Here is a 22,028-nt window from a genome sequence, read left to right as displayed (position 1 = left end):
ACCACCGCGTCACAGATTTGCAGGCGCGTCGCCGCCCGGGTCCTTTTCGAGATGCAGGTACCGTGCTGGAATGGTTGCCAGCGCCCGCCGGGACCCCTCGCGCGTGCCGGTAAGCGACGGATTCGAAGGGGAAACCATGAGCAGCCGAACCATCCGCGGAGCAGTCCTGGAACGCACCGGGGAACCGGGACCCTACTCCCGGACACGACCGATCACGGTGTGCAGCCTGGAACTGGACCCGCCGGGCCCGGGGGAGGTGCTGGTGCGGATCGAGGCCGCGGGAATCTGCCACTCGGACCTCTCCGTGGTGAACGGGAGCCGGGTCCGTCCGGTGCCCATGCTGCTCGGCCATGAAGCAGCAGGACGTATCGAGGCGCTGGGACCGGACGTGCCGGGCCTGGAAGAAGGGCAGCGGGTGGTGATGGCCTTCCTGCCCCGCTGCGGAACCTGCGACGCCTGCCGAACCGACGGTAAAATGCCCTGCACCCCGGGAAGCGCGGCGAACAACGCCGGAACCCTGCTCGGCGGCGCTCGGCGGCTGCGCCGCAACGGGGAAGAAGTCCATCACCATCTCGGGGTGTCTGCCTTCGCGACCCACGCCGTCGTCAATTACCGATCCGTGGTGCCGGTTGATGATGACGTTCCGCCCGCCGTGGCCGCGCTGCTTGGCTGTGCCGTGCTCACCGGAGGCGGGGCAGTCCTCAACGCTGCCCGCCCAGGCCCGCAGGACGACGTCGCGGTGGTGGGGCTTGGGGGAGTGGGCATGGCTGCACTGCTGACGGCGCGTTCGCTGGGTGTGCGCAGTGTCGCCGGGATCGACGCGGTGGACGCAAAGCTCAAGCGCGCCCTGGAACTGGGGGCGGACACGGTCTACACGCCCCGGGAGGCGCTCGAGGCCGGCATCCGGCCGGCACTGGTGGTGGAGGCAGCGGGCCATCCGCGTGCATTCGAAACCGCCGTCCAGATCACCGCTCCCGGCGGAACCACCGTGACGGTGGGATTGCCGGCGCCGGAGGCGCAGGCTGAGATCACACCGCTGACGCTCACCGCCGAGGCACGCACGATCATCGGCAGCTACCTGGGCTCGGCTGTACCCTCGCGTGACATCCCGGTCTACGCAGACCTGTGGCGGCAGGGAAAACTGCCCGTCCAGGAGCTGGTCTCGGCAGAAATCGACCTGGAGGACATCAACGGGGCAATGGACACCCTGGCGGATGGACAGGCCATCCGCCAGGTCATCCTGTTCGACTGACCGCTAGTCGATGAGCTCGTAGGCGGGCAGGGTGAGGAAGTCAGGGTAGTTCTCGGCCAGGCTGATGCGCCCGATAAGCTCGCTGGCCGGGGCGTAGTACTTCGAGAAGGCTTCCTCCCCTACTTCCCCGCGCAGGCGTTCGGTTTCCTCGGCCAGCAGGCGCTTGACCAGATCCTCCGTCACGGTTTCGCCGGTGTCTTCCAGCGTGACGGAGTTGCGGACCTGCTGCCACACCTGGGAACGGGAGATCTCCGCGGTCGCGGCGTCTTCCATCAGGTTGTGGATGGCCACGGCGCCGTTGCCGGAGAGCCAGACGGCCGTGTAAGCCACCGCGACGTAGAGGTTGGAACGCAGTCCGGCTTCGGTGATCGCCCCTTCCGCGGTGGTGACGTCCAGCAGGTCCTTTGCCGTTACGGAGACTTCCTCGCGGAGCTTGTCCACCTGGTTCGGCTTCTCGCCGAGGACGGAGTCGAAGACTTCGCGGCAGGTGTCCACCATGTCAGGGTGCGCCACCCAGGAACCGTCGAAGCCGTCATTGGCTTCGCGGGTCTTGTCTGCGGTGACCTTCTCGAAGGCCTTGGCCGTGATCTCGGGTTCGCGCCGGTTGGGGATGAAGGCCGCCATGCCGCCCATGGCAAAGGCGCCCCGCCGGTGGCACGTCTTGACCAGCAATTCCGTGTAGGCGCGCATGAACGGGGCAGTCATGGCAACATCGGCGCGGTCCGGGAGCAGGAAGTCCTTCCCAGAGTCACGGAAGACCTTGATCATGCTGAACAGGTAGTCCCAGCGTCCGGCGTTCAGGCCGGCGGCATGCTCGCGCAGTTCATAGAGGATTTCCTCCATCTCGAAGGCTGCCGGAATCGTCTCGATCAGGACCGTGGCGCGGACCGAACCCTGCGGGACGCCAACGTAATCCTCAGCGAAGGTGAACACGTCGTTCCACAGCCGGGCTTCGAGGTGGCTCTCCATCTTGGGGAGGTAGTAGTACGGCCCCTGTCCGTTCTCCAGCAGCTGCTTGGCGTTGTGGAAGAAGTGCAGGCCGAAGTCGACCAGGGCGCCCACCGCGGGTTCGCCGTCGATCATCACGTGCTTCTCCGGCAGGTGCCAGCCGCGCGGGCGCATCACGACGACGGCGAGCGGCGCGTCCGTGCGCAGGGCATACTCCTTGCCCTCGGGTGAGGTGAAGGAGAGGTCACCGCGGGCAGCCCGGTACAGGTTGTACTCCGCATCCACCACGTTGTGCCACGTCGGAGTGGAAGCGTCTTCCAGGTCGGCCAGCCAGACCTTGGCTCCGGAGTTCAGGGCATTGATCGCCATTTTGGCCGGTGACGCCGGGCCGGTCATCTCCACCCGCCGGTCCTGCAGTGCGGGCGGCGCGGGCGCGACCTTCCAGTCACCTTCGCGGATTTCGGCGGTCTCGGGCAGGAAATCCAGGGTTTCCCCGGCGGCAATAGCCTCGCGGCGTGCCGTGCGGGCAGCGAGGAGGTCGTTGCGGGTGGAGGCGAAGCGCCGGTGGAGTTCTTCCACAAAGGCAAGCGCTTCCGGAGTCAGGATGGTTTCGGCACCATCTGCGGGACGCGGATCGGATAGTTCAATGGCCATGGCGTTACTCCCTCTTGCAGGTCTGCTTCGTTGCGGTTCTCCGCCGGTGAACGTCATCAGGTCGGAATCAAAAAATCTGGAATCCGTCAAAAATGAAAAAGTTCTTTCGTATCGTGAATATTATGGTCCGTCCGGGGTAAGGGCAAGGGTAGCGCACGGTTCCCGCGGCACAGTTGGCCCGCAGGGCTGCGCTGTAAGCGTGGGAGGAATTGCCTTCGACGGCGGCAGGGAATCTTGCCGCCGTCGGCATAAATAATGGGGCGAAGGGTGACGCTACGGGCACCGTGCCGTCTTAATGGAAGTACGTGATCCGATTCCGGACACCATTTTTCAGGAGATGAGTGCGATGTCAGAATCCGCAAATAACCCTGGACATTCTTCCTCCACAACAGCGCAGCCTGCATCCAGCAGCACTCAGGGCAGCACTGAGGGCGCCATCGGAGATGAACGCCGTTCGGGTCCGCTCCACACGCCGCGGGGTGATACGACCATAGAAGAAACGGTGGTCCAGAAGCTGGCCGGTATCGCGACCCGGGAGGTACCCGGTGTCGCTGCGATGGGCAACGCGACCAGGCGGGCGTTCAGCGCCGTCACGGACCGGATACCCGGTTCGCAGACCAACGTCAGCAACGGCGTCTCGGTGGAGAAAGGCGAGCGGCAGACAGCGATCGACGTGAGCATCGTCGTCGAGTACGGGTACTCCATCGTGGAGGTCAGCCAGGGAATCCGCCGCAATGTGATCCGCTCGGTGGAGAATGCCACCGGCCTGGAAGTACTGGAAGTGAACGTGAACGTTACCGACGTCCAGCTGCCCGGTGAAGGCAGCGAGGGCGACGATAGCGGGAGCCACAGCCAGAAGCCTTCGGACCGCCTCCAGTAGGCGGTCCCGCCGGCCCGCGATAACGGGCCGGACCCACAAATGTACTAAGGAGAGCGTCCATGTCTGCAACGAGATGGTGCTTAGCAGTTGGTGTGGTCTTGGGAATTGTCCTGGCTTTCGGCGGGTGGTTCGCCTTCCTGGTGACCATCCTGTTCGGACTCGTCGGCCTGCTTGTCGGCATGGCAGCTGACGGGAAACTGGACATGGCGGGGATGTTCGGAAGGGCGTCCAGCAGATGACCACAGCGCAGGTCCAGGCCGCCCGGCGCCCGCGCCGTGATGTCGGAGACCGCGGCAGCACTTCCATGTCCCGGAAGGTGCTGGAGAAAATCGCGGCCCAGGTGGCCAGGGACGAGACACAGGCGGGCGGCACTTCGGGCGGGTTCCTGGGAATGGGCGCCCGCGCGGACTTCGGAGCCCGCCCGGATGCGACTGTCGCATTGGCGGGGAACATCGCCAGCCTGAAGGTAACCGCAGGGCTCCCCTACCCCTTGCCCCTGCGCCGGGCGACGGATCAGCTGCGCCAGCGGATAGCCGAGCGCGTGACCGAACTGACCGGTGTCCAGGTTCGGCAGGTGGACATTACGGTGGCGTGGCTTCTGCCCCGGAACGGGTCTTCGGGTCAGAGGAAGCTGCTGTGAGCCGGCCGGAGAGACCACCGGTCGCTCTGCGGCAGCGCCCCAGCCGTTCGGTTGCGGCGACTATCTGTGCGGTGCTGCTCGTGGCGCTGGGGGTTGCCCTCGTGTGGAGCGCAGTATTCCGCCTCACCACCGGGTCCTGGTCCCAGGCCTTCACCGAACCGTTCACCTGGTTCTCGGAACAGGCGTGGAACAGCACTGCCGTCTGGACCCTAGGCGCGCTGGTGGCAGCGGCCGGGCTGATCCTGCTGCTTGCCGGTGTCCTTCCCGGGCGGTTCCATGCACTTTCGGTTCGGGTGCCGGACGCCGGCGGGTCCTCTTCTGCCCATAGCGTGAGCGGTGAGCCGGAAGCCGTGATGTCCCGCCGTGCCGTGGCGCAGCTTGCTGCTGCAACCTGCGAACACATCGACGGCGTCTCCTCCGCTTCCGCCACGGCTACGGACCGCGAAGTCAGGGTGACCGCCTCGACGGCGCTGCATGACACCCGCGATCTCCACCGCTGGGTAGGCGAGGGCGTGCGGTCCCGGCTGGAAGCCTCCGGCCTGGACCCGGTTCCCGGCGTCAAGGTCTTCATCCGCTCCAGTGACTGAAAGGACGCGCCATGCGACATCATGCAGGAGCGACGAACCGGACGTGGCTGATCATCATCGGAGCCGTGCTGCTGGCCGCAGGGATCCTCTCGCTGCTGCTCTCGGCAGGTGTCCTGGGCGGCATGACGCCCGGACCGGACAGCGCCGTGCTCCCGGACGGGCCCGAAACCCTGCTCCAGCCGGACTGGGTAGCGCCCTCGGTCCTGATCGCAGGGATCATCCTGGGGATCCTGGGACTGTGGTGGCTCCTCGCCGAAGTTCCGCGCAAGAAGGGTGCCTCGGGGTTCCGGCTGCAGGAGGACCCCGCCCGCGGCATCACCACCTGTGAGCCGGGTGTCCTGGCCCGCGCCGTCGAGCACGACGCCAACAGCGTTCCGGGCGTGGTTGATTCATCGGTGCTGCTGCGTGGAACGGCAGATTCGCCCGACGTCGCCATGCGCCTGACGGTGAACGAGCGCAGCGACATTCAGGAGTCCCTGCGGCGCGTCTGCTCGGACGTCCTGCCTAACCTGAGCCAGGCACTGGAAACCCCGCTGCATACCGTGGGGATCAGCCTGGAGGTCAGCGCCCGGAGTGCGCAGCTGGGCAACACCGTGGAATCCACGGGCACAGTGGTCTACTGAGGTTACGGAATCGTTATCGCAAAAATGGTACGGAACCCGTTGCCCGCGGTGTCGCAGGCCGCCGCCGCCCGGTAGCCTGACCGGCACTTCGGACACCTGCTCATGAACGGGTTACTGACGATGGTGCAGCACTTTAGGGAAGCACTCCCGCCAAACGACTATCCGATCTGCGTCACCTGCGGGACGCAGTACTCTGGCCCGCGCCCTGATTGCCCTGTGTGCGAGGACGAGCGGCAGTACGTCCCGCAATCCGGTCAGGAATGGACCACCCTGACCCGGCTCCGGTCCGGTGCCCGCCGTGCCAGCGTGCATCCGCAGGGGCCCGGTGTCCTCGGCGTGGGCTGCGAACCGAAGTTCGCGATTGGCCAGCGGGCCCTGCTGGTCAAGGGGACGGAGGGCAACGTGCTCTGGGACTGCGTGCCGTACCTGGATGAGGAACTGATCGACTACATCAATGCCGAAGGCGGGCTGACGGCCATAGCCATCAGCCACCCCCACTACTACTCCACAATGGTGGACTGGGCCCGGGAGTTCGGTGTCCCGGTCTACCTGCACATTGCGGACCGGGAATGGGTGGGCCGAAGCGATCCCGCCCTGCAGTTCTGGGACGGCGACCGGCTGGACCTTGCCGCGGGACTGGTCCTGTACCGCCCGGGCGTCCACTTCGCCGGCGGGACAGTCATGCACTGGGCAGACGACCCGGACGGTGCCGGAGCCCTCTTCAGCGGAGACATTGTCCAGGTCATCCCGGACTTCAACCATGTCGCGTTTATGTACAGCTATCCCAACCTCATCCCGGAGCGCCCGGATGTGGTGGAAGCGGCGGCGGAACTGCTGGCGCCGCTGTCCTACGAACGGCTCTACGGCGCGTGGTGGGACTACATCCTGCCCCGCGGGGCGGACCGGATCGTGCAGGATTCGGCCCGCCGCTACCTCAAGTTCACGCGCGGCTGAGCGACTTCACTGCTTCCCGTTCGGCCTTGGCCATCGACTTGTACTCGGCGACCCGCGCCTGGTGGAGCGGCGTGCGGCGCAGTACGGCGTACACGGCGCCCAGGAGCACGAACCAGATGGGCGTCACCAGCAGGGCCGTGAGCGTGTCCGTCTGCGTAGTCAAGGCCCAGACAATGAAGCCGAAGAACGCCAAGACCACGTAGACCATGGGCCGGCCGCCGGGCAGCTTGAACTTCGACTCCCGGTGCAGGTGCGGACGCCGGCGCCTGTAGGCGAGGTAGCTGAACAGGATGATGGTCCAGACAAACATGAAGCACAGCGCCGAAATGGTGGTCACCATGGTGAACGCCGCACTGACCGAATCGCCGGCATACAGCAGGACGACGCCGGCCAGAAGGAAGGTGCAGGAGAAGAACAGTGCGTTCTGGGGAACCTTGCGGCGGGACAGGCGGCCAAACGCCTTGGGGGCGTCGCCGTCGTGCGCCAGGCCAAAGACCATCCGCGAGGTGGAATAGATACCCGAGTTGGCGGAGGACGCCGCGGATGTCAGGACCACGAAATTGACGACGGCGGCGGCCGTGCCCAGCCCGGCGAGGGCAAACATGCCAACGAACGGACTCTCGTCCGCACTGAATTCCGTCCACGGGATGACTGCCATCAGGATCACCAGCGCGCCTACGTAGAAGAGCATGATGCGCAGCGGAATGGAGTTGATCGCCTTCGGCAGGTTCTTTTCCGGATCCTTGGTTTCAGCTGCGGCGGTGCCGACCAGCTCAATGCCCACGAACGCGAAGACGGCAATCTGGAAACCGGCGACGAAGCCCATGGGACCGGTGGGGAAGAACCCGCCGTTTTCCCACAGGTTGCCGAAGCTGGCTGTCTTGCCGGGTTCGGATTCGAAGCCGGTGAGGATCATGGCAAGGCCCACGACGATCAGGGTCAGGATGGCGATGATCTTGATCAGGGCGAACCAGAACTCGGTCTCACCGAAGGCCTTCACAGTGGGAAGGTTCAGCGCCACCAGCAGGAGGATGCACGCCAGCGCCGGAATCCACAGCGGAATCTCGGCCCACCAGAAGGTCACGTAGTGGGCAATCGCCACGACGTCGGCAATGCCGGTGACCACCCAGCAGAACCAGTAGGTCCAGCCCGTGAAGAAGCCGGCCCAGGGACCCAGCAGGTCGGAGGCGAAGTCGCTGAAGGACTTGTAGCGCAGGTTGGAAAGGAGCAGTTCGCCCATCGCCCGCATCACGAAGTACAGCATGAAGCCGATGACCATGTAGACGAAGATGACCGACGGCCCTGCAACGGAGATCGTCTTACCGGAACCCATGAACAGGCCTGTGCCGATGGCTCCGCCAATGGCGAGGAGCTGGATGTGGCGGCTGGAGAGCGAACGCGAAAGGTTCGGGTCCTGGGAACTGGAAACTGCGGGGGACTGCGCCGTGCTGGACACGGGGGTGGAGCTACCTGGCATGGAGTTCTTTCTCATAGGCACCGATCGGCGCGCCGCCGCCAAGACACGCTGCTTACACCGGTTATCAATGAGCCTCATGAGATGTGGCGAAACCGCCGACCAATTCAGTTTCTGCAGTGCTCGCGGCCATGTCAATTTGGGGCAGGACTGCAGGGGCCGGTGTGCTTGGTGTGGCCGGAAGCACAAGTTCCTGGGGATGGCTCGTCGTGTGTGTCTGCCTTGTTGCGCCACGAAGCCCGCTACACCCCTCCTGAGCAGCGTCGAACCCGCAAAAGCATGTTCCACGTCATACCTTGAAGCGGTCTTGGCGGCAGGCTAGAGTCAGGAATGCAGTCCCAACTGAATATGCCTTTTGCAGCCGTGGCGGGAGAGTCCCGCGAATCAACGTTGACGCGGGCGCCGTAGGAGCAAACCCTCCCCGGGAATCTCTCAGGCCCCTGTACCGCCACAGCGAGGCAACTCTGGAAAGCAGGACCGGCACGCCGGTTCCTCACCGACGGTGCAAGCGGATCACACCCGCGGAATCTCTCAGGTCCAATACAGAGCGGGGAGGAACCAATCGTCTTATTGGCGTACCCTCGCCCGCCTTTTGGAGCCTCTCATGACAGCAGTCCCGTCCACCGCAGCCTTCCTAGACCGCCATATCGGCGCCCGTGCGACAGAAACCGACGCCATGCTCAAGGCCGTCGGCTACGACACCTTGGATAACCTCGTGGACACAGCCGTCCCCGCAGCCATCCGGCAGGACGCTCCGCTGGTGCTGAACGCGGCGCAGAGCGAGCAGGAAACAGTCGCCGCACTGCGGAAGATCGCCGCCAAGAACAAGACCGCCGTGCAGATGATCGGCCAGGGCTACTACGACACCCACACGCCGCCGGTGATCCTGCGCAACGTCGTCGAAGACCCCGCCTGGTACACCGCCTACACCCCGTACCAGCCGGAAATCTCCCAGGGACGCCTCGAAGCGCTGTTGAACTTCCAGACCATGGTCCAGGACCTCACCGCGCTCCCGGTTGCCAACGCATCGCTGCTGGACGAAGCCACCGCCGTCGCCGAAGCAGTGCTGCTGATGCGCCGCTCCAACAAGGCCAAGTCCGAGGGCAAGATCGTCCTCGACGCCGACGCCCTGCCCCAGACCATCGCCATCGTTAAGGGCCGCGCCAAGGCCCTGGGCTTCGAGGTCGAGGTTGCTGACCTCGCCGCAGGCCTGCCCGACGGCGAGATCACCGGCGTCGTGCTCCAGCAGCCCGGCGTTTCCGGTGCCGTCCGCGATCAGTCCGCGCTGATCGCGGAAGCCAAGGAACGCGGCGCGCTGGTCACCGTCGCAGCCGACCTGCTGGCCCTCACGCTTCTGACTCCTCCCGGCGAGCAGGGGGCCGACATCGCCGTCGGCTCCGTGCAGCGTTTTGGCGTGCCGCTCTTCTTCGGCGGTCCGCACGCAGCGTACATGGCTGTGCGCAAGGGGCTGGAGCGCTCGCTGCCCGGCCGCCTGGTGGGTGTCTCCAAGGATTCCGCCGGGACCCCCGCCTACCGCTTGGCGCTGCAGACCCGTGAGCAGCACATCCGCCGCGAGAAGGCCACGTCCAACATCTGCACCGCCCAGGCGCTGCTGGCAATCGTGGCGTCTATGTACGCCGTCTACCACGGCCCCGAAGGGCTGAAGGCAATCGCCCTGCGCGCTCACGGCCATGCCCGGGCACTGGCCACCGCGCTCTCCAGCGCCGGAATGGAACTGGTCTCGGACACCTTCTTCGACACGGTTACCGCCCGCGTTCCCGGACGCGCCGCCGACGTGGTGGCCGCTGCCGAGGCCAAGGGCATCAACCTGCGCCTGGTCGACGCGGACACCGTGGGGGTCTCCGCGGACGAGACCACCACGGACGCCGTGATCGCCGACGTCGCTGCCGCCTTTGGCGCCGAAGCTGCCGAAGCTGCCGGGTTCGAACTGCCGGCCGGGCTGCTGCGCACCTCGGACTTCATGACCCACCCGGTGTTCTCCTCCTACCGCTCCGAGACCCAGATGCTGCGCTACCTTCGCCGCCTCTCGGACCGCGACCTGGCCCTGGACCGGACCATGATCCCGCTGGGCTCGTGCACCATGAAGCTCAACGCCACCGCCGAAATGCAGGCCATGACCTGGCCGGAGTTCGCCTCAATCCACCCCTTTGCGCCCGATTCCCAGACCGAGGGCTGGCGCGAACTGATCGAGGACCTGGAAGCCCAGCTGGCCACGATCACCGGGTACGACCAGGTCTCGATCCAGCCCAATGCCGGCTCCCAGGGCGAACTCGCCGGGCTGCTGGCGATCCGCGGCTATCACCATTCCCGCGGCGAGGAACAGCGCAACATCTGCCTGATCCCAGCCTCGGCGCACGGCACCAACGCGGCCTCCGCCGTGCTGGCCGGAATGAAGGTCGTCGTCGTCGGCACCGCCGGTGACGGTGCGATCGACCACGCAGACCTGCGCGCCAAGATCGACGCCCACCGCGAGAACCTTGCCGCGATCATGATCACCTACCCCTCCACCCACGGGGTGTACGACGACGACGTCCGCGACGTCTGCGACGCCGTGCACGAGGCAGGCGGCCAGGTCTACATCGACGGCGCGAACCTCAACGCCCTGGTGGGCCTGGCCCAGCCCGGCGAGTTTGGCGGCGACGTCTCCCACCTGAACCTGCACAAGACCTTCTGTATCCCGCACGGCGGCGGCGGTCCCGGCGTCGGCCCGGTTGCAGCCAAGGCACACCTGGCACCGTTTATGCCCGGCAATGCCGCAGCCTGGGACGGCGGCGACGATATCCCGATCTCGGCGTCCCGTTTCGGCTCGGCCGGCGTGCTGCCGATCTCCTGGGCCTACGTCCGGCTGATGGGTGGGGACGGCCTGACCGCCGCGACCAAGAGCGCCCTGCTGGCCGCGAACTATGTGGCAGCCCGCCTGAACGACTACTTCCCGGTGCTCTACACCGGCAAGGGCGGCCTGGTTGCGCACGAGTGCATCCTGGACCTGCGTGAACTCACGGCGAAGACCGGCGTCACGGCCGAGGACGTGGCCAAGCGGCTGGTGGACTACGGTTTCCACGCCCCGACCCTCTCCTTCCCGGTGGCGGGCACCCTGATGGTGGAGCCCACCGAGTCTGAGGACCAGGGCGAGATTGACCGGTTCATCGACGCGATGATCGCGATCCGTGCCGAGATCGACCAGGTGGCTGCCGGTGACTTCCCTGTGGAGGAGAGCCCGCTGCGGAACGCCCCGCACACTGCAACCGTCGCGGCAGGCAACGAGTGGACACGGCCGTACCCGCGCGAACAGGCCGTTTTCCCGCTGAAGACCCTGCGCATGGATAAGTACTTCCCGCCCGTGGGCCGCATCGACGGCGCCGCGGGGGACCGCAACCTGGTGTGCTCCTGCCCGCCGATCGAAGACTTCGAAAACTAAAGGGGACCCACCGACATGACTGAGCAGTACACCGCGCTTTACGAAGAGCACAAACGCCTGGGTGCTTCTTTCACCGACTTTGGCGGCTGGCAGATGCCGCTCAAATACAGCTCCGAGCTGGCTGAGCACCATGCGGTGCGCAAGGCCGCCGGCCTCTTCGACCTCTCCCACATGGGCGAAGTGGAGGTCACGGGACCGGACGCCGCCGCGTTCCTGGACTACGCGCTGACCGGCAGGCTTTCGGCCGTCGCCGTGGGCCGGGCCAAGTATTCGCTGATCACGGGCGCCGACGGCGGGATCATCGACGACCTGATCAGCTACCGCCTCGAGGAAGAGTCCTACCTGGTGGTCCCGAACGCGGGCAACGCAGCTGTTGTTGCCGCCGAGCTGGCGGCGCGTGCCGAAGGGTTCGACGTCGCTGTGGAGGACAAGACTGCCGTCACCTCCCTGGTCGCCGTTCAGGGCCCTGAGGCCGAAGCAATCCTGCTGGAACTGGTGCCCGCTGGACAGCAGGAGCTGGTCACCGGCATGAAGTACTACGCCGCCGCCACCGTGCCCCTCGCCTTCGATGAGCGGACCGCTGACCTGCTGGTGGCACGCACCGGTTACACCGGTGAGGACGGTTTCGAGATCTACGTTCCGAACGACTCCGCGCCGGCCCTGTGGCAGGCGCTGCTCGCCGCGGGTGCCGGACGCGGACTGGTCCCGGCCGGCCTCGCCTGCCGCGACTCGCTGCGCCTGGAAGCCGGGATGCCGCTCTACGGCAATGAGCTCAGCCTGGACCTGGACCCCTACGCGGCCGGCCTCGGCGGCGTCGTCGCACTCTCCAAGGACGGCGACTTCGTGGGCCGCGCGGCCCTCGCCGCCAAGAAGGAGCAGACCCCGGCGCGCAAACTGGTGGGACTCAAGGGTTCCGGCCGCCGGTCGGCCCGCTCGCACTACCCGGTCCTCAAGGACGGCGAGGTCGTCGGAGAAGTCACCTCCGGCGCTCCCAGCCCCACCCTCGGCTACCCGGTCGCCCTGGCCTACGTCGACGCAGCCTTCTCCGAGCCCGGCACCGCCCTGGACGTCGACCTCCGCGGCAAACCCGAACCCTTCGAAGTCGTCCAGCTCCCGTTCTACAAGCGCGACAAGTAAGACGTCCCTCCCGCCGAGAGGCCACTTACGGCTCTTTTCAGCCCTGAAACGAGCCGCAACTGCCCTCTCGATGGGGATGGCACCAAGCCGGCCAGCTTGTCGGTGCCGTACCGTCTGCCCCAGACGCCCGCTCGACAACGCCACATCCGTAGACTTTGAACCAACGACTCCAGCTTCCGAAAGGCACATCCCATGAGCAAAGTTGACTCCTCCCTCCGCTACTCCGCCGAACACGAATGGGTAGACGCGTCCAGCCCCGTAAAGGTCGGGATTTCCGCCGTCGCCGCTGACGCCCTGGGCGACGTCGTCTACGTCGACCTCCCCGCCGTCGGCGACACCGTCACTGCAGGTGAGACCTGCGGCGAGGTCGAGTCCACCAAGTCCGTCTCGGACCTCTACGCTCCGGTCTCCGGCACCATCGTGGAGATCAACCAGGAAGCCGTGGACAACCCGGCCATCCTGAACGAGGACCCGTACGGCGCCGGCTGGCTGTTCACCGTTGAGGTCACGGAGGAGGGCGAGCTGATGAGCGCTGCCGATTACGCCGAGAAGAACGGCGGCGAGCTGTGACCGATTTCCTGAACTCGCACCTCGCGGAGATCGATCCCGAGGTTGCCGAGCAGATCGACAACGAGCGCCGCCGGCAGCAGGACGGCCTGGAGATGATCGCCTCCGAGAACCACACCGCGGTGGCCATCATGGAAGCCCAGGGCTCCGTGCTGACCAACAAGTACGCCGAGGGCTACCCCGGGCGCCGCTACTACGGCGGCTGCGAATTCGTTGACGTCATTGAGCAGCTGGCAATCGACCGCGCCAAGGCACTGTTCGGCGCAAACTTCGCGAACGTCCAGCCGCACTCCGGTGCGCAGGCCAACGCGTCCGTGATGCATGCGCTGATCCGTCCGGGTGACACCGTGCTGGGGCTTTCCCTGGCCGACGGCGGCCACCTGACGCACGGCATGAAGATCAACTTCTCCGGCCGCCTGTACAACATCGTTCCCTACGGTGTGGACGAAACCACCCACACCGTGGACATGGACGACGTCGCGCGCCTGGCCCGGGAGCACAAGCCGAAGCTGATCGTCGCCGGCTGGTCCGCTTACGCGCGCCAGCTGGACTTCGAGGCGTTCCGCCGCATCGCCGACGAGGTGGGTGCCTACCTCATGGTGGACATGGCGCACTTCGCCGGACTGGTCGCGGCCGGACTGCACCCCAGCCCGGTTCCGCACGCCCACGTGGTTACCTCCACCACGCACAAGACCCTGGCCGGTCCGCGCGGCGGCATCATCCTCTCCAACGACGCGGACATCGCCAAGAAGATCAACTCCGCTGTCTTCCCCGGGCAGCAGGGCGGGCCGCTGGAACACGTGATTGCCGGCAAGGCCACCGCGCTGAAGATCGCCGCCACCCCGGAGTTCCGCGAACGCCAGGAACGCACCCTGGCCGGCTCCCGCATCCTCGCCGACCGGCTGCTCGCCGAGGACGTCGCTGCGAAGGGTATCTCCGTGGTTTCCGGCGGCACCGACGTGCACCTGGTCCTGGTGGACCTCCGCAACGCCGAACTGGACGGGCAGCAGGCCGAAGACCGGCTCGCGCAGATCGACATCACCGTCAACCGGAACGCTGTGCCGTTCGATCCGCGGCCGCCCATGGTGACCTCTGGTCTGCGTATCGGCACGCCGGCGCTGGCCACCCGCGGCTTCGACCAGGCGGCATTTGAAGAAGTCGCAGATATCATCGCGCTGGCGCTCATTGCCGGGAACGGCGAGGACCTCAGCGCACTGAAGGACCGCGTCCACGCGCTGGCCGCGGCGCACCCGCTCTATCCGCAGGTCGCCGACCTTGCCGGAGCACCCACCCGCGTCTAGGCGCGAACCAAAGGACACCGCATGGCTGTTGGCGTTTTCGACTTGTTCACCGTTGGCATCGGCCCCTCAAGCTCCCACACGGTGGGGCCGATGCGGGCTGCCGCTGCCTTCGCCGTTGAACTGGCCGAAGCCGGTGTCCTGGAGTCCGTGGCCGGTCTCCGCGTGGACCTGTACGGGTCCCTCGCGGCGACCGGCCGTGGACACGGCACTTTTCCTGCCGTGCTGCTGGGGCTGGAAGGATTTGCCCCGGAAGAAATCCTCCCGGACCAGATGGAAGAGCGGCTGGCGGAGATCCAGGCCAGCGGCAAGATCCAGCTCGGCGGCCAGTTCGGCAGCGGGGTGGCCCTTGAATACGGAATCGACGACCTCATCCTGCACCCGTTGACGATTCTTCCCCGGCACACCAACGGCGTCCGGTTTGCAGCCAGCGACGCGGACGGCGAAGTCCTGCACGAAACCACGTTCTACAGCGTGGGCGGCGGATTCATTGTGCGCGACGGCGAGGAGGATCTTGCCGCCGTCGAACTCGAAGCGTCCAAGGAATCGCTCCCGTATCCCTTCCGCACCGCCGTGCAGTTGCTGGAACACTGCACCGCCACAGGGCTCTCGATCAGTCAGGTCATGCTCGCCAACGAACTGGTCTCCCGGTCCGAGGAAGAGATCCGTGCAGGCCTGCTGCACATCCGCGACGTGATGGATGAGTGCAAGGACTCGGCGATTTCCCGCTCCGGCCTGCTGCCCGGGGGACTGAAGGTCCGCCGTCGGGCGCCCCAGTGGCACACCCGGCTGCGCGAGGAAGACCCTACCCGGGACCCCCGTTTCTGGCAGGAGTGGGTGAACCTGGTGGCCCTCGCCGTCAACGAGGAGAACGCCTCCGGCGGGCGTGTGGTCACCGCCCCGACCAACGGCGCCGCCGGAATTATCCCCGCCGTGCTCTTCTATGCCACGCACTACGGCCCCGGCATGGACACCGCCACCCCGGAACAGAAGGACGACGCCGTCGTCCGCTTCCTGCTTGCCGCAGGCGCGATCGGGGTGCTCTATAAGGAGCAGGCCTCCATCTCCGGCGCGGAGGTGGGCTGCCAGGGCGAGGTGGGCTCGGCGTCGTCCATGGCCGCTGCAGGCCTGGCGGAAATCCTCGGCGGATCGCCCGAGCAGGTGGAAAATGCCGCCGAGATCGCGATGGAACACAATCTTGGCCTGACCTGTGATCCGATCGGCGGGCTGGTGCAGGTTCCGTGCATCGAGCGCAATGCGATCGGCGCCGGCAAGGCCGTGAATGCGGCCAAAATGGCGCTGTGGGGCGACGGCGAGCACCGGGTTTCGCTGGATGAGGTCATCGTGACCATGCGCGAAACCGGCCGGGACATGAGCTCGAAGTACAAGGAAACCGCCATGGGCGGCCTCGCCGTGAACGTCGTGGAGTGTTGACGCGAGCGGGTTGAGGCGGACCCTTCCGGGTGGTAGACAGAAAGTTCGCTGAGTAAGTCGCCGACCGGAAGGAAAGCATCATGGCCGAACGCGGAAACAGCACCCATGGGCGCCGCATGGATGAGGAAATGAAGCACGAAACCCGGGACCTCACCCGCAACGCCGTCCCTGGCCACACGCAGGAATGGCGCCAGCCGGAACCTCTCGCGGATGACACGGACAGCGTCGAAGTCCAGGAGGCCATGGGTGCCGCCACGGACGCGGACACCGCCCCGCCGGAAGGGGATGAGTAATGCCCAAGACCACCAAGGCCGGTACCGCGAAGAAGAGCGAACTGCCCTCCACCCTGGAACGCTCGGAGAAGAAGGCGCAGGACACGTTCGCCAAGACCTATGACTCAGCGCTCGAAGAGTACGGCGACGAGCAGCGCGCTGCACAGACGGCGTATGCGTCGCTGAAGCACACGTATGAGAAGGTCGGCGACCACTGGGAACCCAAGGAAGCCAGCGGCCCGTCGGACAAGAAAGCCGAGCAGGGCCGGAAATCCAGCGCCCCGACCGCAGGGGGTGTGGATGCCAACGCCACCAAGGAACACCTTTACGGCGTCGCGTCCCGGCTGGACATCACCGGACGCTCCCGGATGACCAAGGGTGAGCTGGTCAATGCCATCCAGAAGGCCAATGAGAAAGAGACGCGGAAGGCCCGCTCCTAGCCAGCGTTCACAGAGCGCCTGGGGTGTGATTTGTGTTACCCGTGGGACTTAGGTAAAGCTGTACTGCAGTTAACTCAGCTTGCTTACTAGTTCCGGAGGTGCCGCATGGCCGCAAGTATTCCTGTCCCGCTGGCACCCGATTCCGGGATCCTCGGCACCATAGACACCTCCGTGAATGGGTTCATGGAACCCATTGCCACGGCATTCAATGACATTGTCTTCTTCCCGCTGACCATCGGGGACTTCAGCTTCCCGATCGTTGTAGCCTGGCTGATCATTGCCGGAGTGGTGATCACCTGCTATTTCGGTTTCATCCAATTCCGCGGTCTTCGGGTCTCCGCTGAGGTGGTCCGCGGCAAGTTCTCCACCAAGGAGGACCCCGGAGAAGTGCCGCACTTCCAGGCACTCACCTCCGCGCTGTCCGGCACGGTGGGCCTGGGCAACATCGCCGGCGTCGGAGCGGCAATGGCACTGGGCGGACCCGGAGCCACGTTCTGGATGATCCTTGCCGGGCTGCTGGGTATGGCCACGAAGTTCGCCGAATGCACCCTGGGGGTCAAGTACCGGGAGGTCCACGAGGACGGCACGGTCAGCGGCGGCCCCTTCAAATACCTTCCCGTCGCCTTTCAACGTTTCGGTTCGCTCCCCGCCAAGGTGCTGACCGGCGTCTTCGCCGTGGCGATCCTGCTGTTCGGCGTCGCCGGCGGCAACATGTTCCAGGCCAACCAGACTTTCGCCCAGGTCCGCAACGCCACCGGTGGCGAGGATGGCCTTATGGGCTCGGACGGCGCCGCACTTCTCTTCGGCCTGATCCTCGCCGTCCTCGTCGCCGTCGTCATCCTGGGTGGCATCAAGTCCATCGGCGCCACCACGTCCAAGCTGGTTCCGGCCATGGCGGCGATCTACATCCTGGCCTGCGGTGCGGTGATTGCCGTGAACCTCGAGAACGTCCCCGCTGCCTTCGGCGCCATTATCGAGGGTGCGTTCCGGCCGGAGGGCTTCGCCGGCGGAATCCTCGGCGTCATGATTGTCGGTTTCCAGCGGGCATCCTTCTCGAACGAAGCCGGGGTCGGCTCGGCCGCGATTGCGCACTCGGCAGTCAAGACCCGCCGTCCCGTCAGCGAGGGCTTCGTGGCGATGTTCGAACCGCTCGTGGATACGGTGCTGATCTGCACCATGACCGCCCTGGCGATCGTCATGGCCGGAGCCCCCAGCCTGCAGGCAGGCATCGATCAGGTGCAGGGCGGCGGTGGAGCTCCCGACGGCGTTATCCTCACCTCCGACGCGTTTGCCACCGTGCTGCCGTGGTTCCCGATCGTGCTGGCCGTCGCCGTCGCACTGTTTGCCTACTCCACCCTGATCACGTGGTCCTACTACGGACTCAAGGCCTGGGAGTACCTCTTCGGCCGGGGCCGGAAGCGGGAAATCGCCTACAAGGTCATCTTCCTGACCTTCACCGTGGCCGGCTGCATCCTCTCCTTCAGCCAGGTCATTTCCTTCACCGACGCGGCCCTGTTCATTTGCGCCTTCGTAAACCTGCTCGGGGTGTACCTGCTCCTGCCGGTGATCAAGCGGGAGATGAAGGCCTACCTGGCCGACCGCAAGAGCGGGAAGCTGGACATCCTGGGGATCGACGACGAGGACATTGAGGATGCGGCCCCGGTGCGGTAAGCGTTTGTCCTAGCCCCGGCCCAGGTACGGCATTCCGGCCGCGGTCAGAACCACGGATCCGGGATTGGCCGACGCTGGCAGCTCGGCCATGAACAGCACCGTGCGAGCCGCCTCTTCCGCAGGGAATGTCGGTTCCACCCTGCGGCTCCCGTCAGGCTGGAGCGCCCCGCCGGTGGTGATGCCCGCCAGCAATCCGGTGGCAGCATTGCCGATGTCGATCTGGGCGCAGCTGATCCCGTAGGCCCGTCCGTCCAGGTCAATGGACTTCGTCAGTCCCGTGACGGCGTGCTTCGTGGCGGTGTAGGCAGCTGCGAGCGGGCGCGGGGCGATGGCGGAAAGGGAACCGTTGTTGATGATCCGTCCGCCCTGTGGATCCTGCGCTTTCATCTGCCGCACCGCCGCAGCGGCACAGAGCATGGTGCCGGTGAGGTTCACGGCGATGGTGGTGTTCCAGTCGTCCAGGCTGACCTGGTCCACGGATCCGGAGGGGCCGAAGCTCCCGGCGTTGTTAAACAGCACGTCCACGCGGCCGAAGGTTTCAGCGGCGCTCCGGAAGAGGTGTTCGACGTCGTCGGGCCGGGTGACGTCCGCAGGCACCACTAACGCGCGGGCATCGCCATCGGCCGTCTCCTGCAGCGCCGCTTCCCGGCGGCCCGCCAGCACAACCTGCCAGCCGGCTCCGAGGAACGCCCTGGCCGTGGCCCGGCCGATGCCTGAGCCCGCGCCGGTGATGACAGCCGTACGAAGTGAATGATCCAAACCCATGAACATATCCTGCCCCAACCATGGAAAGCGCGGAAAATGTTCGTGTTCATGCTGAAAAGGGCAGTTTGTGCTCTCTTGGGAAAAAGGGCAGGGCTGCACCGTTGACCGTGCCGAACCCTCGGGCCTAGGGTCTACCCAACTTATGCACCAGCAGGACCGGGGAAATCCGGTCCGGCAAAAACAAAGGGGTTTTTGTGCATCTTCCAGCAGCGCAGTATGAACAGGTCCTTGATCCAATCGGCGATTCCCTGGTGCTTTCCGCCATCCTCGCCGCCCTTCCACTGCTCCTGTTGTTTGTGATGCTGGGGGTTTTCCGGCTCAAGGCGTACCAGGCCGGCATTATTTCCCTGGTGCTCTCCATCCTGCTGGCCCTCTTCGGCTGGGGCATGCCGCTGGACCAGACCCTCTCCGCCACCGCGCTGGGCGCGTTCTACGCCGTTTTCCCGATCCTCTGGATCCTCATCAACGCCCTGTGGATCTACAACCTCACGGTTGCCACACCGTGGTTTGATGTGCTGGGACGCACCATCCGGTCCATTTCCGATGACCTGCGGATCCTCTCCATCCTGATCGCGTTCTGTTTCGGCGCGCTGCTGGAGTCCCTGGCCGGATTCGGCGCCCCGGTAGCCATCGCCGCAGCCATGCTCATGGCCGCCGGCATGAAACCGCTGAAGTCGGCGATTGTGGCGCTCCTGGCCAACACCGCGCCGGTGGCGTTCGGGGCCATGGCCGCTCCGATTATCGCCCTGAACGGAGTCACCGGTATTCCGCTGCAGGAACTCTCCTCCATGACTGGCCGGCAGACACCCTTCATTGCCTTGGTGGTGCCGCTGATCCTGGTCTTCATCGTGGACGGCAAACGCGGGGTCCGGCAGACCTGGCCGGTGGCCCTTGTGGCCGGCTTCGTGTTCGGACTGGCCCAGTTCGTGGCCTCGAACTTCTTCGTGGTGGAGCTGACTGACGTGGTCGCCGCAGTGGCCACAGTCATTGCCGTGCTGCTGATGCTCCGGGTCTGGCAGCCGAAGGAACTGATCGGCATGTCCGGGGAGTCAATGAACGACGACGCCGCCGGGGTCCGCAGCAGCACCGCCGCCGTCGGCGGCGAAGGTTCGGACACCCTTACCAAAACAACCGGGAGCAGTGAATCCGGCGGGGCCGGAGACGGCCAGGGGAAGGGAAACAGCGGCTCCGGCATCCCTACCGGGGGAGGCCTCGATGCTGAAGGCAATCAGCAGGAACCGCGCGATAACACCCGTCCGGCTGCCCGCAGCGTGTGGCTCTCTGTTGCTCCGTACCTGATCATCATTGTGGTCTTCTCGCTCGCGCAGATTCCGCCGATCAAGGCGTGGCTGACCCAGGTGGGCGGGGTGACGTTCCACTGGCCGGGCCTGGACGTGGTGAACTCCTCCGGCGATCCGGTGGGAGCCCAGAACCTGCGCTTCGACCACCTCAAGGCCACCGGCACGCTGCTGCTGATCTCCGGCATCCTGACGATGATCCTGTACCGCATCGCCCCGGCCAAGGGCGTGCGGATCTACGGTGCCACCCTGAAGACCCTGCGCTGGACGATTGTCACGGTGTGTTCGGTGCTCGCCCTGTCCTTTGTGATGAACCTGTCCGGGCAGACCACCACCTTGGGCGTCGCGCTCGCCTCCGCCGGCGGCTTCTTTGCCCTGCTTTCACCTCTGCTGGGCTGGATCGGCGTGGCGCTGACCGGCTCGGACACGTCCTCGAACTCACTGTTCGGCCAGCTGCAGGTGGCCGCCGCCGAGGAGACCGGGCTCTCACCCACCCTGATGGCGGCGTCGAACTCCTCCGCCGGCGTGCTGGGCAAGATGCTGTCGCTGCAGAACCTGGCCATTGCGGCAGCCGCAGTGGGCCTCAACGGGGTGGAAGGCACACTGCTGCGCAAGCTGATCGGCTGGTCCCTGGGGCTGCTGGTCCTGATGACCCTGCTGATCTGGCTCCAGTCCACGCCGGTGCTCGGCTGGATGGTTCCTTAAGTTGCCAATGCAAGGAGAGTCTGTGAGCACCGAGTCCCTGAACGCACCCGGAACCACCTTTGCGGAAGGGCATGCTGCAGTACTCAGCGCAGCAGCCCGGTCTTCCGTGGAGCACGAGGACCGGTTGAAAGCCAGCACCGACCGTTCAGGCTTTGTTGCTGCCAGCCTCCCGGAAGGAGTGGTCTTTGCCCAGGACGCCGGGGAAGTGGCGGAAGTCCTGCGCCGGGCCACCGCCCACCGCGTGCCGGTGGTTCCGCGCGGAGCCGGAACCGGACTGGCCGGAGCCTCCTCAGCCCGGCAGGGCGAAATCGTCCTCGATGTCTCCGGTATGAACCAAATCCTGCGCATCGATCCCGATGAGCAGCTCGCCGTCGTGGAGCCCGGAGTGCTGAACGCTGAACTGAACGCCGCCGCCGCAGAGTACGGGCTCTTCTACGCACCGGACCCGGCCAGCACCGCCATCTGCTCTATCGGCGGGAACATCGCCACCAATGCCGGGGGTATGCGCTGCGCCAAGTACGGCGTCACCCGTGAGGCTGTGCTGGCCTTGCGCGTGATTCTTGCTGACGGACGCGAACTGCGCACCGGACGGGAAACCATCAAGGGCGTCAGCGGCTATGACCTCAACGCCTTGATGATCGGTTCCGAAGGCACGCTCGGCATCGTCGTCGAGGCAACGCTGCGGCTGCGCCCGCTGCCTGTGCAGACCGCCACGGTTGCCGCCTTCTTCCCGAATGTGGAGCAGGCGGCCCGGGCGGCGTCGGCCGTGGTGGCGGCTCGCATCCAGCCGTCCATGATGGAGCTGATGGACAGGCAGACCCTCGAAGCAGTGGACGCTGCACTGGGCACCGACTACCGTTCCCGCGGCGCATCCTTCCTGCTGGTCCAGACCGACGGGCACGGCGCGTTCCTGGAGCAGGACGTGGTGATGGACGCCGTCTCACCCTTTGGTATCTGTGAACGCGCGGTCGACGACGAGCAGGCTGCGGC

General features: G+C 65.9%; 20 protein-coding genes and 1 riboswitch. Of the genes, 17 read left to right on the top strand and 3 right to left on the bottom strand.

The annotated features are described in order from the left end of the window. The first annotated feature begins 136 nt into the window (after nt 1-136). The gene (locus LOC59_RS13465) at nt 137-1,252 is read left to right on the top strand and encodes an alcohol dehydrogenase catalytic domain-containing protein (RefSeq protein ID WP_227896077.1); all 1,116 of its coding nucleotides are present in this window, start codon (nt 137-139) and stop codon (nt 1,250-1,252) included. A 3-nt stretch (nt 1,253-1,255) separates the two neighbouring features. Here LOC59_RS13465 and aceB read toward each other — a convergent pair whose 3' ends face one another. Continuing rightward, nucleotides 1,256-2,854 carry a malate synthase A gene (aceB, locus tag LOC59_RS13460; RefSeq protein WP_229972563.1) on the bottom strand — a complete coding sequence of 533 codons (1,599 nt, stop codon included), beginning with the start codon at nt 2,852-2,854 and terminating at the stop codon, nt 1,256-1,258. A gap of 346 nt (nt 2,855-3,200) precedes the next feature. Between aceB and LOC59_RS13455 the strand changes: the two genes are divergently transcribed. The 6 genes from LOC59_RS13455 to LOC59_RS13430 all read left to right on the top strand — a co-directional run bounded on the left by LOC59_RS13455 (nt 3,201) and on the right by LOC59_RS13430 (nt 6,538). Further along, entirely contained in the window at nt 3,201-3,734 is a 534-nt protein-coding gene (locus LOC59_RS13455; RefSeq protein ID WP_229972561.1) for an Asp23/Gls24 family envelope stress response protein, read from the top strand. Nucleotides 3,735-3,793: 59 nt separating this feature from the next. After that, nucleotides 3,794-3,973, top strand: a complete 180-nt coding sequence (locus LOC59_RS13450) for a hypothetical protein (protein ID WP_227896033.1) — start codon at nt 3,794-3,796, stop codon at nt 3,971-3,973. Beyond that, nucleotides 3,970-4,374, top strand: coding sequence for an Asp23/Gls24 family envelope stress response protein (locus LOC59_RS13445; protein WP_229972559.1), 405 nt, complete (start codon nt 3,970-3,972; stop codon nt 4,372-4,374). The genes LOC59_RS13450 and LOC59_RS13445 overlap by 4 nt, the downstream gene beginning before the upstream one ends. Next, nucleotides 4,371-4,961 carry a DUF6286 domain-containing protein gene (locus LOC59_RS16795; protein ID WP_229972557.1) on the top strand — a complete coding sequence of 197 codons (591 nt, stop codon included), beginning with the start codon at nt 4,371-4,373 and terminating at the stop codon, nt 4,959-4,961. Before LOC59_RS13445 ends, LOC59_RS16795 begins: the two co-directional genes overlap by 4 nt. 11 nt (nt 4,962-4,972) lie before the next feature. Next, nucleotides 4,973-5,584 (top strand): alkaline shock response membrane anchor protein AmaP, encoded by a 612-nt coding sequence (locus LOC59_RS13435; RefSeq protein ID WP_229972555.1) that lies wholly within the window; start codon nt 4,973-4,975, stop codon nt 5,582-5,584. Nucleotides 5,585-5,800: 216 nt separating this feature from the next. Further along, nucleotides 5,801-6,538: a hydrolase gene (locus tag LOC59_RS13430; protein ID WP_227916047.1), complete on the top strand. Its 738-nt coding sequence runs from the start codon at nt 5,801-5,803 to the stop codon at nt 6,536-6,538. On the opposite strand, the gene cycA is transcribed toward LOC59_RS13430, so the two are convergent. Beyond that, nucleotides 6,525-8,015 (bottom strand): D-serine/D-alanine/glycine transporter, encoded by a 1,491-nt coding sequence (gene cycA, locus LOC59_RS13425; RefSeq protein ID WP_227896028.1) that lies wholly within the window; start codon nt 8,013-8,015, stop codon nt 6,525-6,527. The two genes, LOC59_RS13430 and cycA, sit on opposite strands and share 14 nt — an antisense overlap. A gap of 354 nt (nt 8,016-8,369) precedes the next feature. Further along, nucleotides 8,370-8,470, top strand: a riboswitch (glycine riboswitch). Nucleotides 8,471-8,616: 146 nt separating this feature from the next. Between cycA and gcvP the strand changes: the two genes are divergently transcribed. The 8 genes from gcvP (at nt 8,617) to LOC59_RS13385 (ending at nt 18,270) form a co-directional block, all read left to right on the top strand. Further along, nucleotides 8,617-11,451 (top strand): aminomethyl-transferring glycine dehydrogenase, encoded by a 2,835-nt coding sequence (gene gcvP / locus LOC59_RS13420; protein WP_229972552.1) that lies wholly within the window; start codon nt 8,617-8,619, stop codon nt 11,449-11,451. Nucleotides 11,452-11,466: 15 nt separating this feature from the next. Further along, complete coding sequence (gene gcvT, locus LOC59_RS13415; RefSeq protein ID WP_229972550.1) at nt 11,467-12,588, top strand: glycine cleavage system aminomethyltransferase GcvT; 1,122 nt, start codon at nt 11,467-11,469, stop codon at nt 12,586-12,588. A 192-nt stretch (nt 12,589-12,780) separates the two neighbouring features. Continuing rightward, a complete protein-coding gene (gene gcvH, locus LOC59_RS13410; RefSeq protein WP_227896025.1) occupies nt 12,781-13,158 on the top strand; it encodes a glycine cleavage system protein GcvH in 378 nt (125 codons plus the stop codon). After that, nucleotides 13,155-14,456 carry a serine hydroxymethyltransferase gene (gene glyA / locus LOC59_RS13405; RefSeq protein ID WP_279324713.1) on the top strand — a complete coding sequence of 434 codons (1,302 nt, stop codon included), beginning with the start codon at nt 13,155-13,157 and terminating at the stop codon, nt 14,454-14,456. Before gcvH ends, glyA begins: the two co-directional genes overlap by 4 nt. A 21-nt stretch (nt 14,457-14,477) precedes the next feature. Beyond that, nucleotides 14,478-15,887, top strand: coding sequence for an L-serine ammonia-lyase (locus LOC59_RS13400; RefSeq protein ID WP_227896024.1), 1,410 nt, complete (start codon nt 14,478-14,480; stop codon nt 15,885-15,887). Nucleotides 15,888-15,967: 80 nt separating this feature from the next. Next, nucleotides 15,968-16,180 carry a hypothetical protein gene (locus LOC59_RS13395; protein WP_229972548.1) on the top strand — a complete coding sequence of 71 codons (213 nt, stop codon included), beginning with the start codon at nt 15,968-15,970 and terminating at the stop codon, nt 16,178-16,180. Beyond that, nucleotides 16,180-16,599 (top strand): ChaB family protein, encoded by a 420-nt coding sequence (locus tag LOC59_RS13390; protein WP_227896022.1) that lies wholly within the window; start codon nt 16,180-16,182, stop codon nt 16,597-16,599. The genes LOC59_RS13395 and LOC59_RS13390 overlap by 1 nt, the downstream gene beginning before the upstream one ends. A 105-nt stretch (nt 16,600-16,704) precedes the next feature. Next, nucleotides 16,705-18,270, top strand: a complete 1,566-nt coding sequence (locus LOC59_RS13385) for an alanine/glycine:cation symporter family protein (RefSeq protein ID WP_229972546.1) — start codon at nt 16,705-16,707, stop codon at nt 18,268-18,270. Nucleotides 18,271-18,279: 9 nt separating this feature from the next. On the opposite strand, the gene LOC59_RS13380 is transcribed toward LOC59_RS13385, so the two are convergent. Then, the gene (locus LOC59_RS13380) at nt 18,280-19,035 is read right to left on the bottom strand and encodes an SDR family oxidoreductase (protein WP_227916052.1); all 756 of its coding nucleotides are present in this window, start codon (nt 19,033-19,035) and stop codon (nt 18,280-18,282) included. Between the two features lie 194 nt (nt 19,036-19,229). On the opposite strand from LOC59_RS13380, the gene LOC59_RS13375 reads away from it, so the two are divergent. Continuing rightward, nucleotides 19,230-21,038 (top strand): L-lactate permease, encoded by a 1,809-nt coding sequence (locus LOC59_RS13375; protein WP_229972544.1) that lies wholly within the window; start codon nt 19,230-19,232, stop codon nt 21,036-21,038. Between the two features lie 22 nt (nt 21,039-21,060). Beyond that, nucleotides 21,061-22,028 (top strand): FAD-binding oxidoreductase (locus LOC59_RS13370; RefSeq protein ID WP_229972542.1); only part of this gene is annotated, 968 nt, incomplete at its 3' end.

Origin of the sequence: Arthrobacter sp. zg-Y916, assembly GCF_020907385.1 — a bacterium.
Classification (GTDB): domain Bacteria; phylum Actinomycetota; class Actinomycetes; order Actinomycetales; family Micrococcaceae; genus Arthrobacter_B; species Arthrobacter_B caoxuetaonis.
This window is presented reverse-complemented; position numbering and strand designations above follow the sequence as displayed.

What these genes read in the sequence shown, in the direction of transcription:
- LOC59_RS13465 (WP_227896077.1), top strand. Translation starts at nt 137, where the DNA reads ATGAGCAGCCGAACCATCCGCGGAGCAGTCCTGGAACGCACCGGGGAA.
- LOC59_RS13435 (WP_229972555.1), top strand. Translation starts at nt 4,973, where the DNA reads ATGCGACATCATGCAGGAGCGACGAACCGGACGTGGCTGATCATCATC.
- LOC59_RS13445 (WP_229972559.1), top strand. Translation starts at nt 3,970, where the DNA reads ATGACCACAGCGCAGGTCCAGGCCGCCCGGCGCCCGCGCCGTGATGTC.
- LOC59_RS13455 (WP_229972561.1), top strand. Translation starts at nt 3,201, where the DNA reads ATGTCAGAATCCGCAAATAACCCTGGACATTCTTCCTCCACAACAGCG.
- LOC59_RS13395 (WP_229972548.1), top strand. Translation starts at nt 15,968, where the DNA reads ATGGCCGAACGCGGAAACAGCACCCATGGGCGCCGCATGGATGAGGAA.
- LOC59_RS13390 (WP_227896022.1), top strand. Translation starts at nt 16,180, where the DNA reads ATGCCCAAGACCACCAAGGCCGGTACCGCGAAGAAGAGCGAACTGCCC.
- LOC59_RS13385 (WP_229972546.1), top strand. Translation starts at nt 16,705, where the DNA reads ATGGCCGCAAGTATTCCTGTCCCGCTGGCACCCGATTCCGGGATCCTC.
- aceB (WP_229972563.1), bottom strand. Translation starts at nt 2,854, where the DNA reads ATGGCCATTGAACTATCCGATCCGCGTCCCGCAGATGGTGCCGAAACC.
- LOC59_RS13400 (WP_227896024.1), top strand. Translation starts at nt 14,478, where the DNA reads ATGGCTGTTGGCGTTTTCGACTTGTTCACCGTTGGCATCGGCCCCTCA.
- gcvP (WP_229972552.1), top strand. Translation starts at nt 8,617, where the DNA reads ATGACAGCAGTCCCGTCCACCGCAGCCTTCCTAGACCGCCATATCGGC.
- gcvT (WP_229972550.1), top strand. Translation starts at nt 11,467, where the DNA reads ATGACTGAGCAGTACACCGCGCTTTACGAAGAGCACAAACGCCTGGGT.
- LOC59_RS13450 (WP_227896033.1), top strand. Translation starts at nt 3,794, where the DNA reads ATGTCTGCAACGAGATGGTGCTTAGCAGTTGGTGTGGTCTTGGGAATT.
- gcvH (WP_227896025.1), top strand. Translation starts at nt 12,781, where the DNA reads ATGAGCAAAGTTGACTCCTCCCTCCGCTACTCCGCCGAACACGAATGG.
- LOC59_RS13380 (WP_227916052.1), bottom strand. Translation starts at nt 19,035, where the DNA reads ATGGGTTTGGATCATTCACTTCGTACGGCTGTCATCACCGGCGCGGGC.
- cycA (WP_227896028.1), bottom strand. Translation starts at nt 8,015, where the DNA reads ATGCCAGGTAGCTCCACCCCCGTGTCCAGCACGGCGCAGTCCCCCGCA.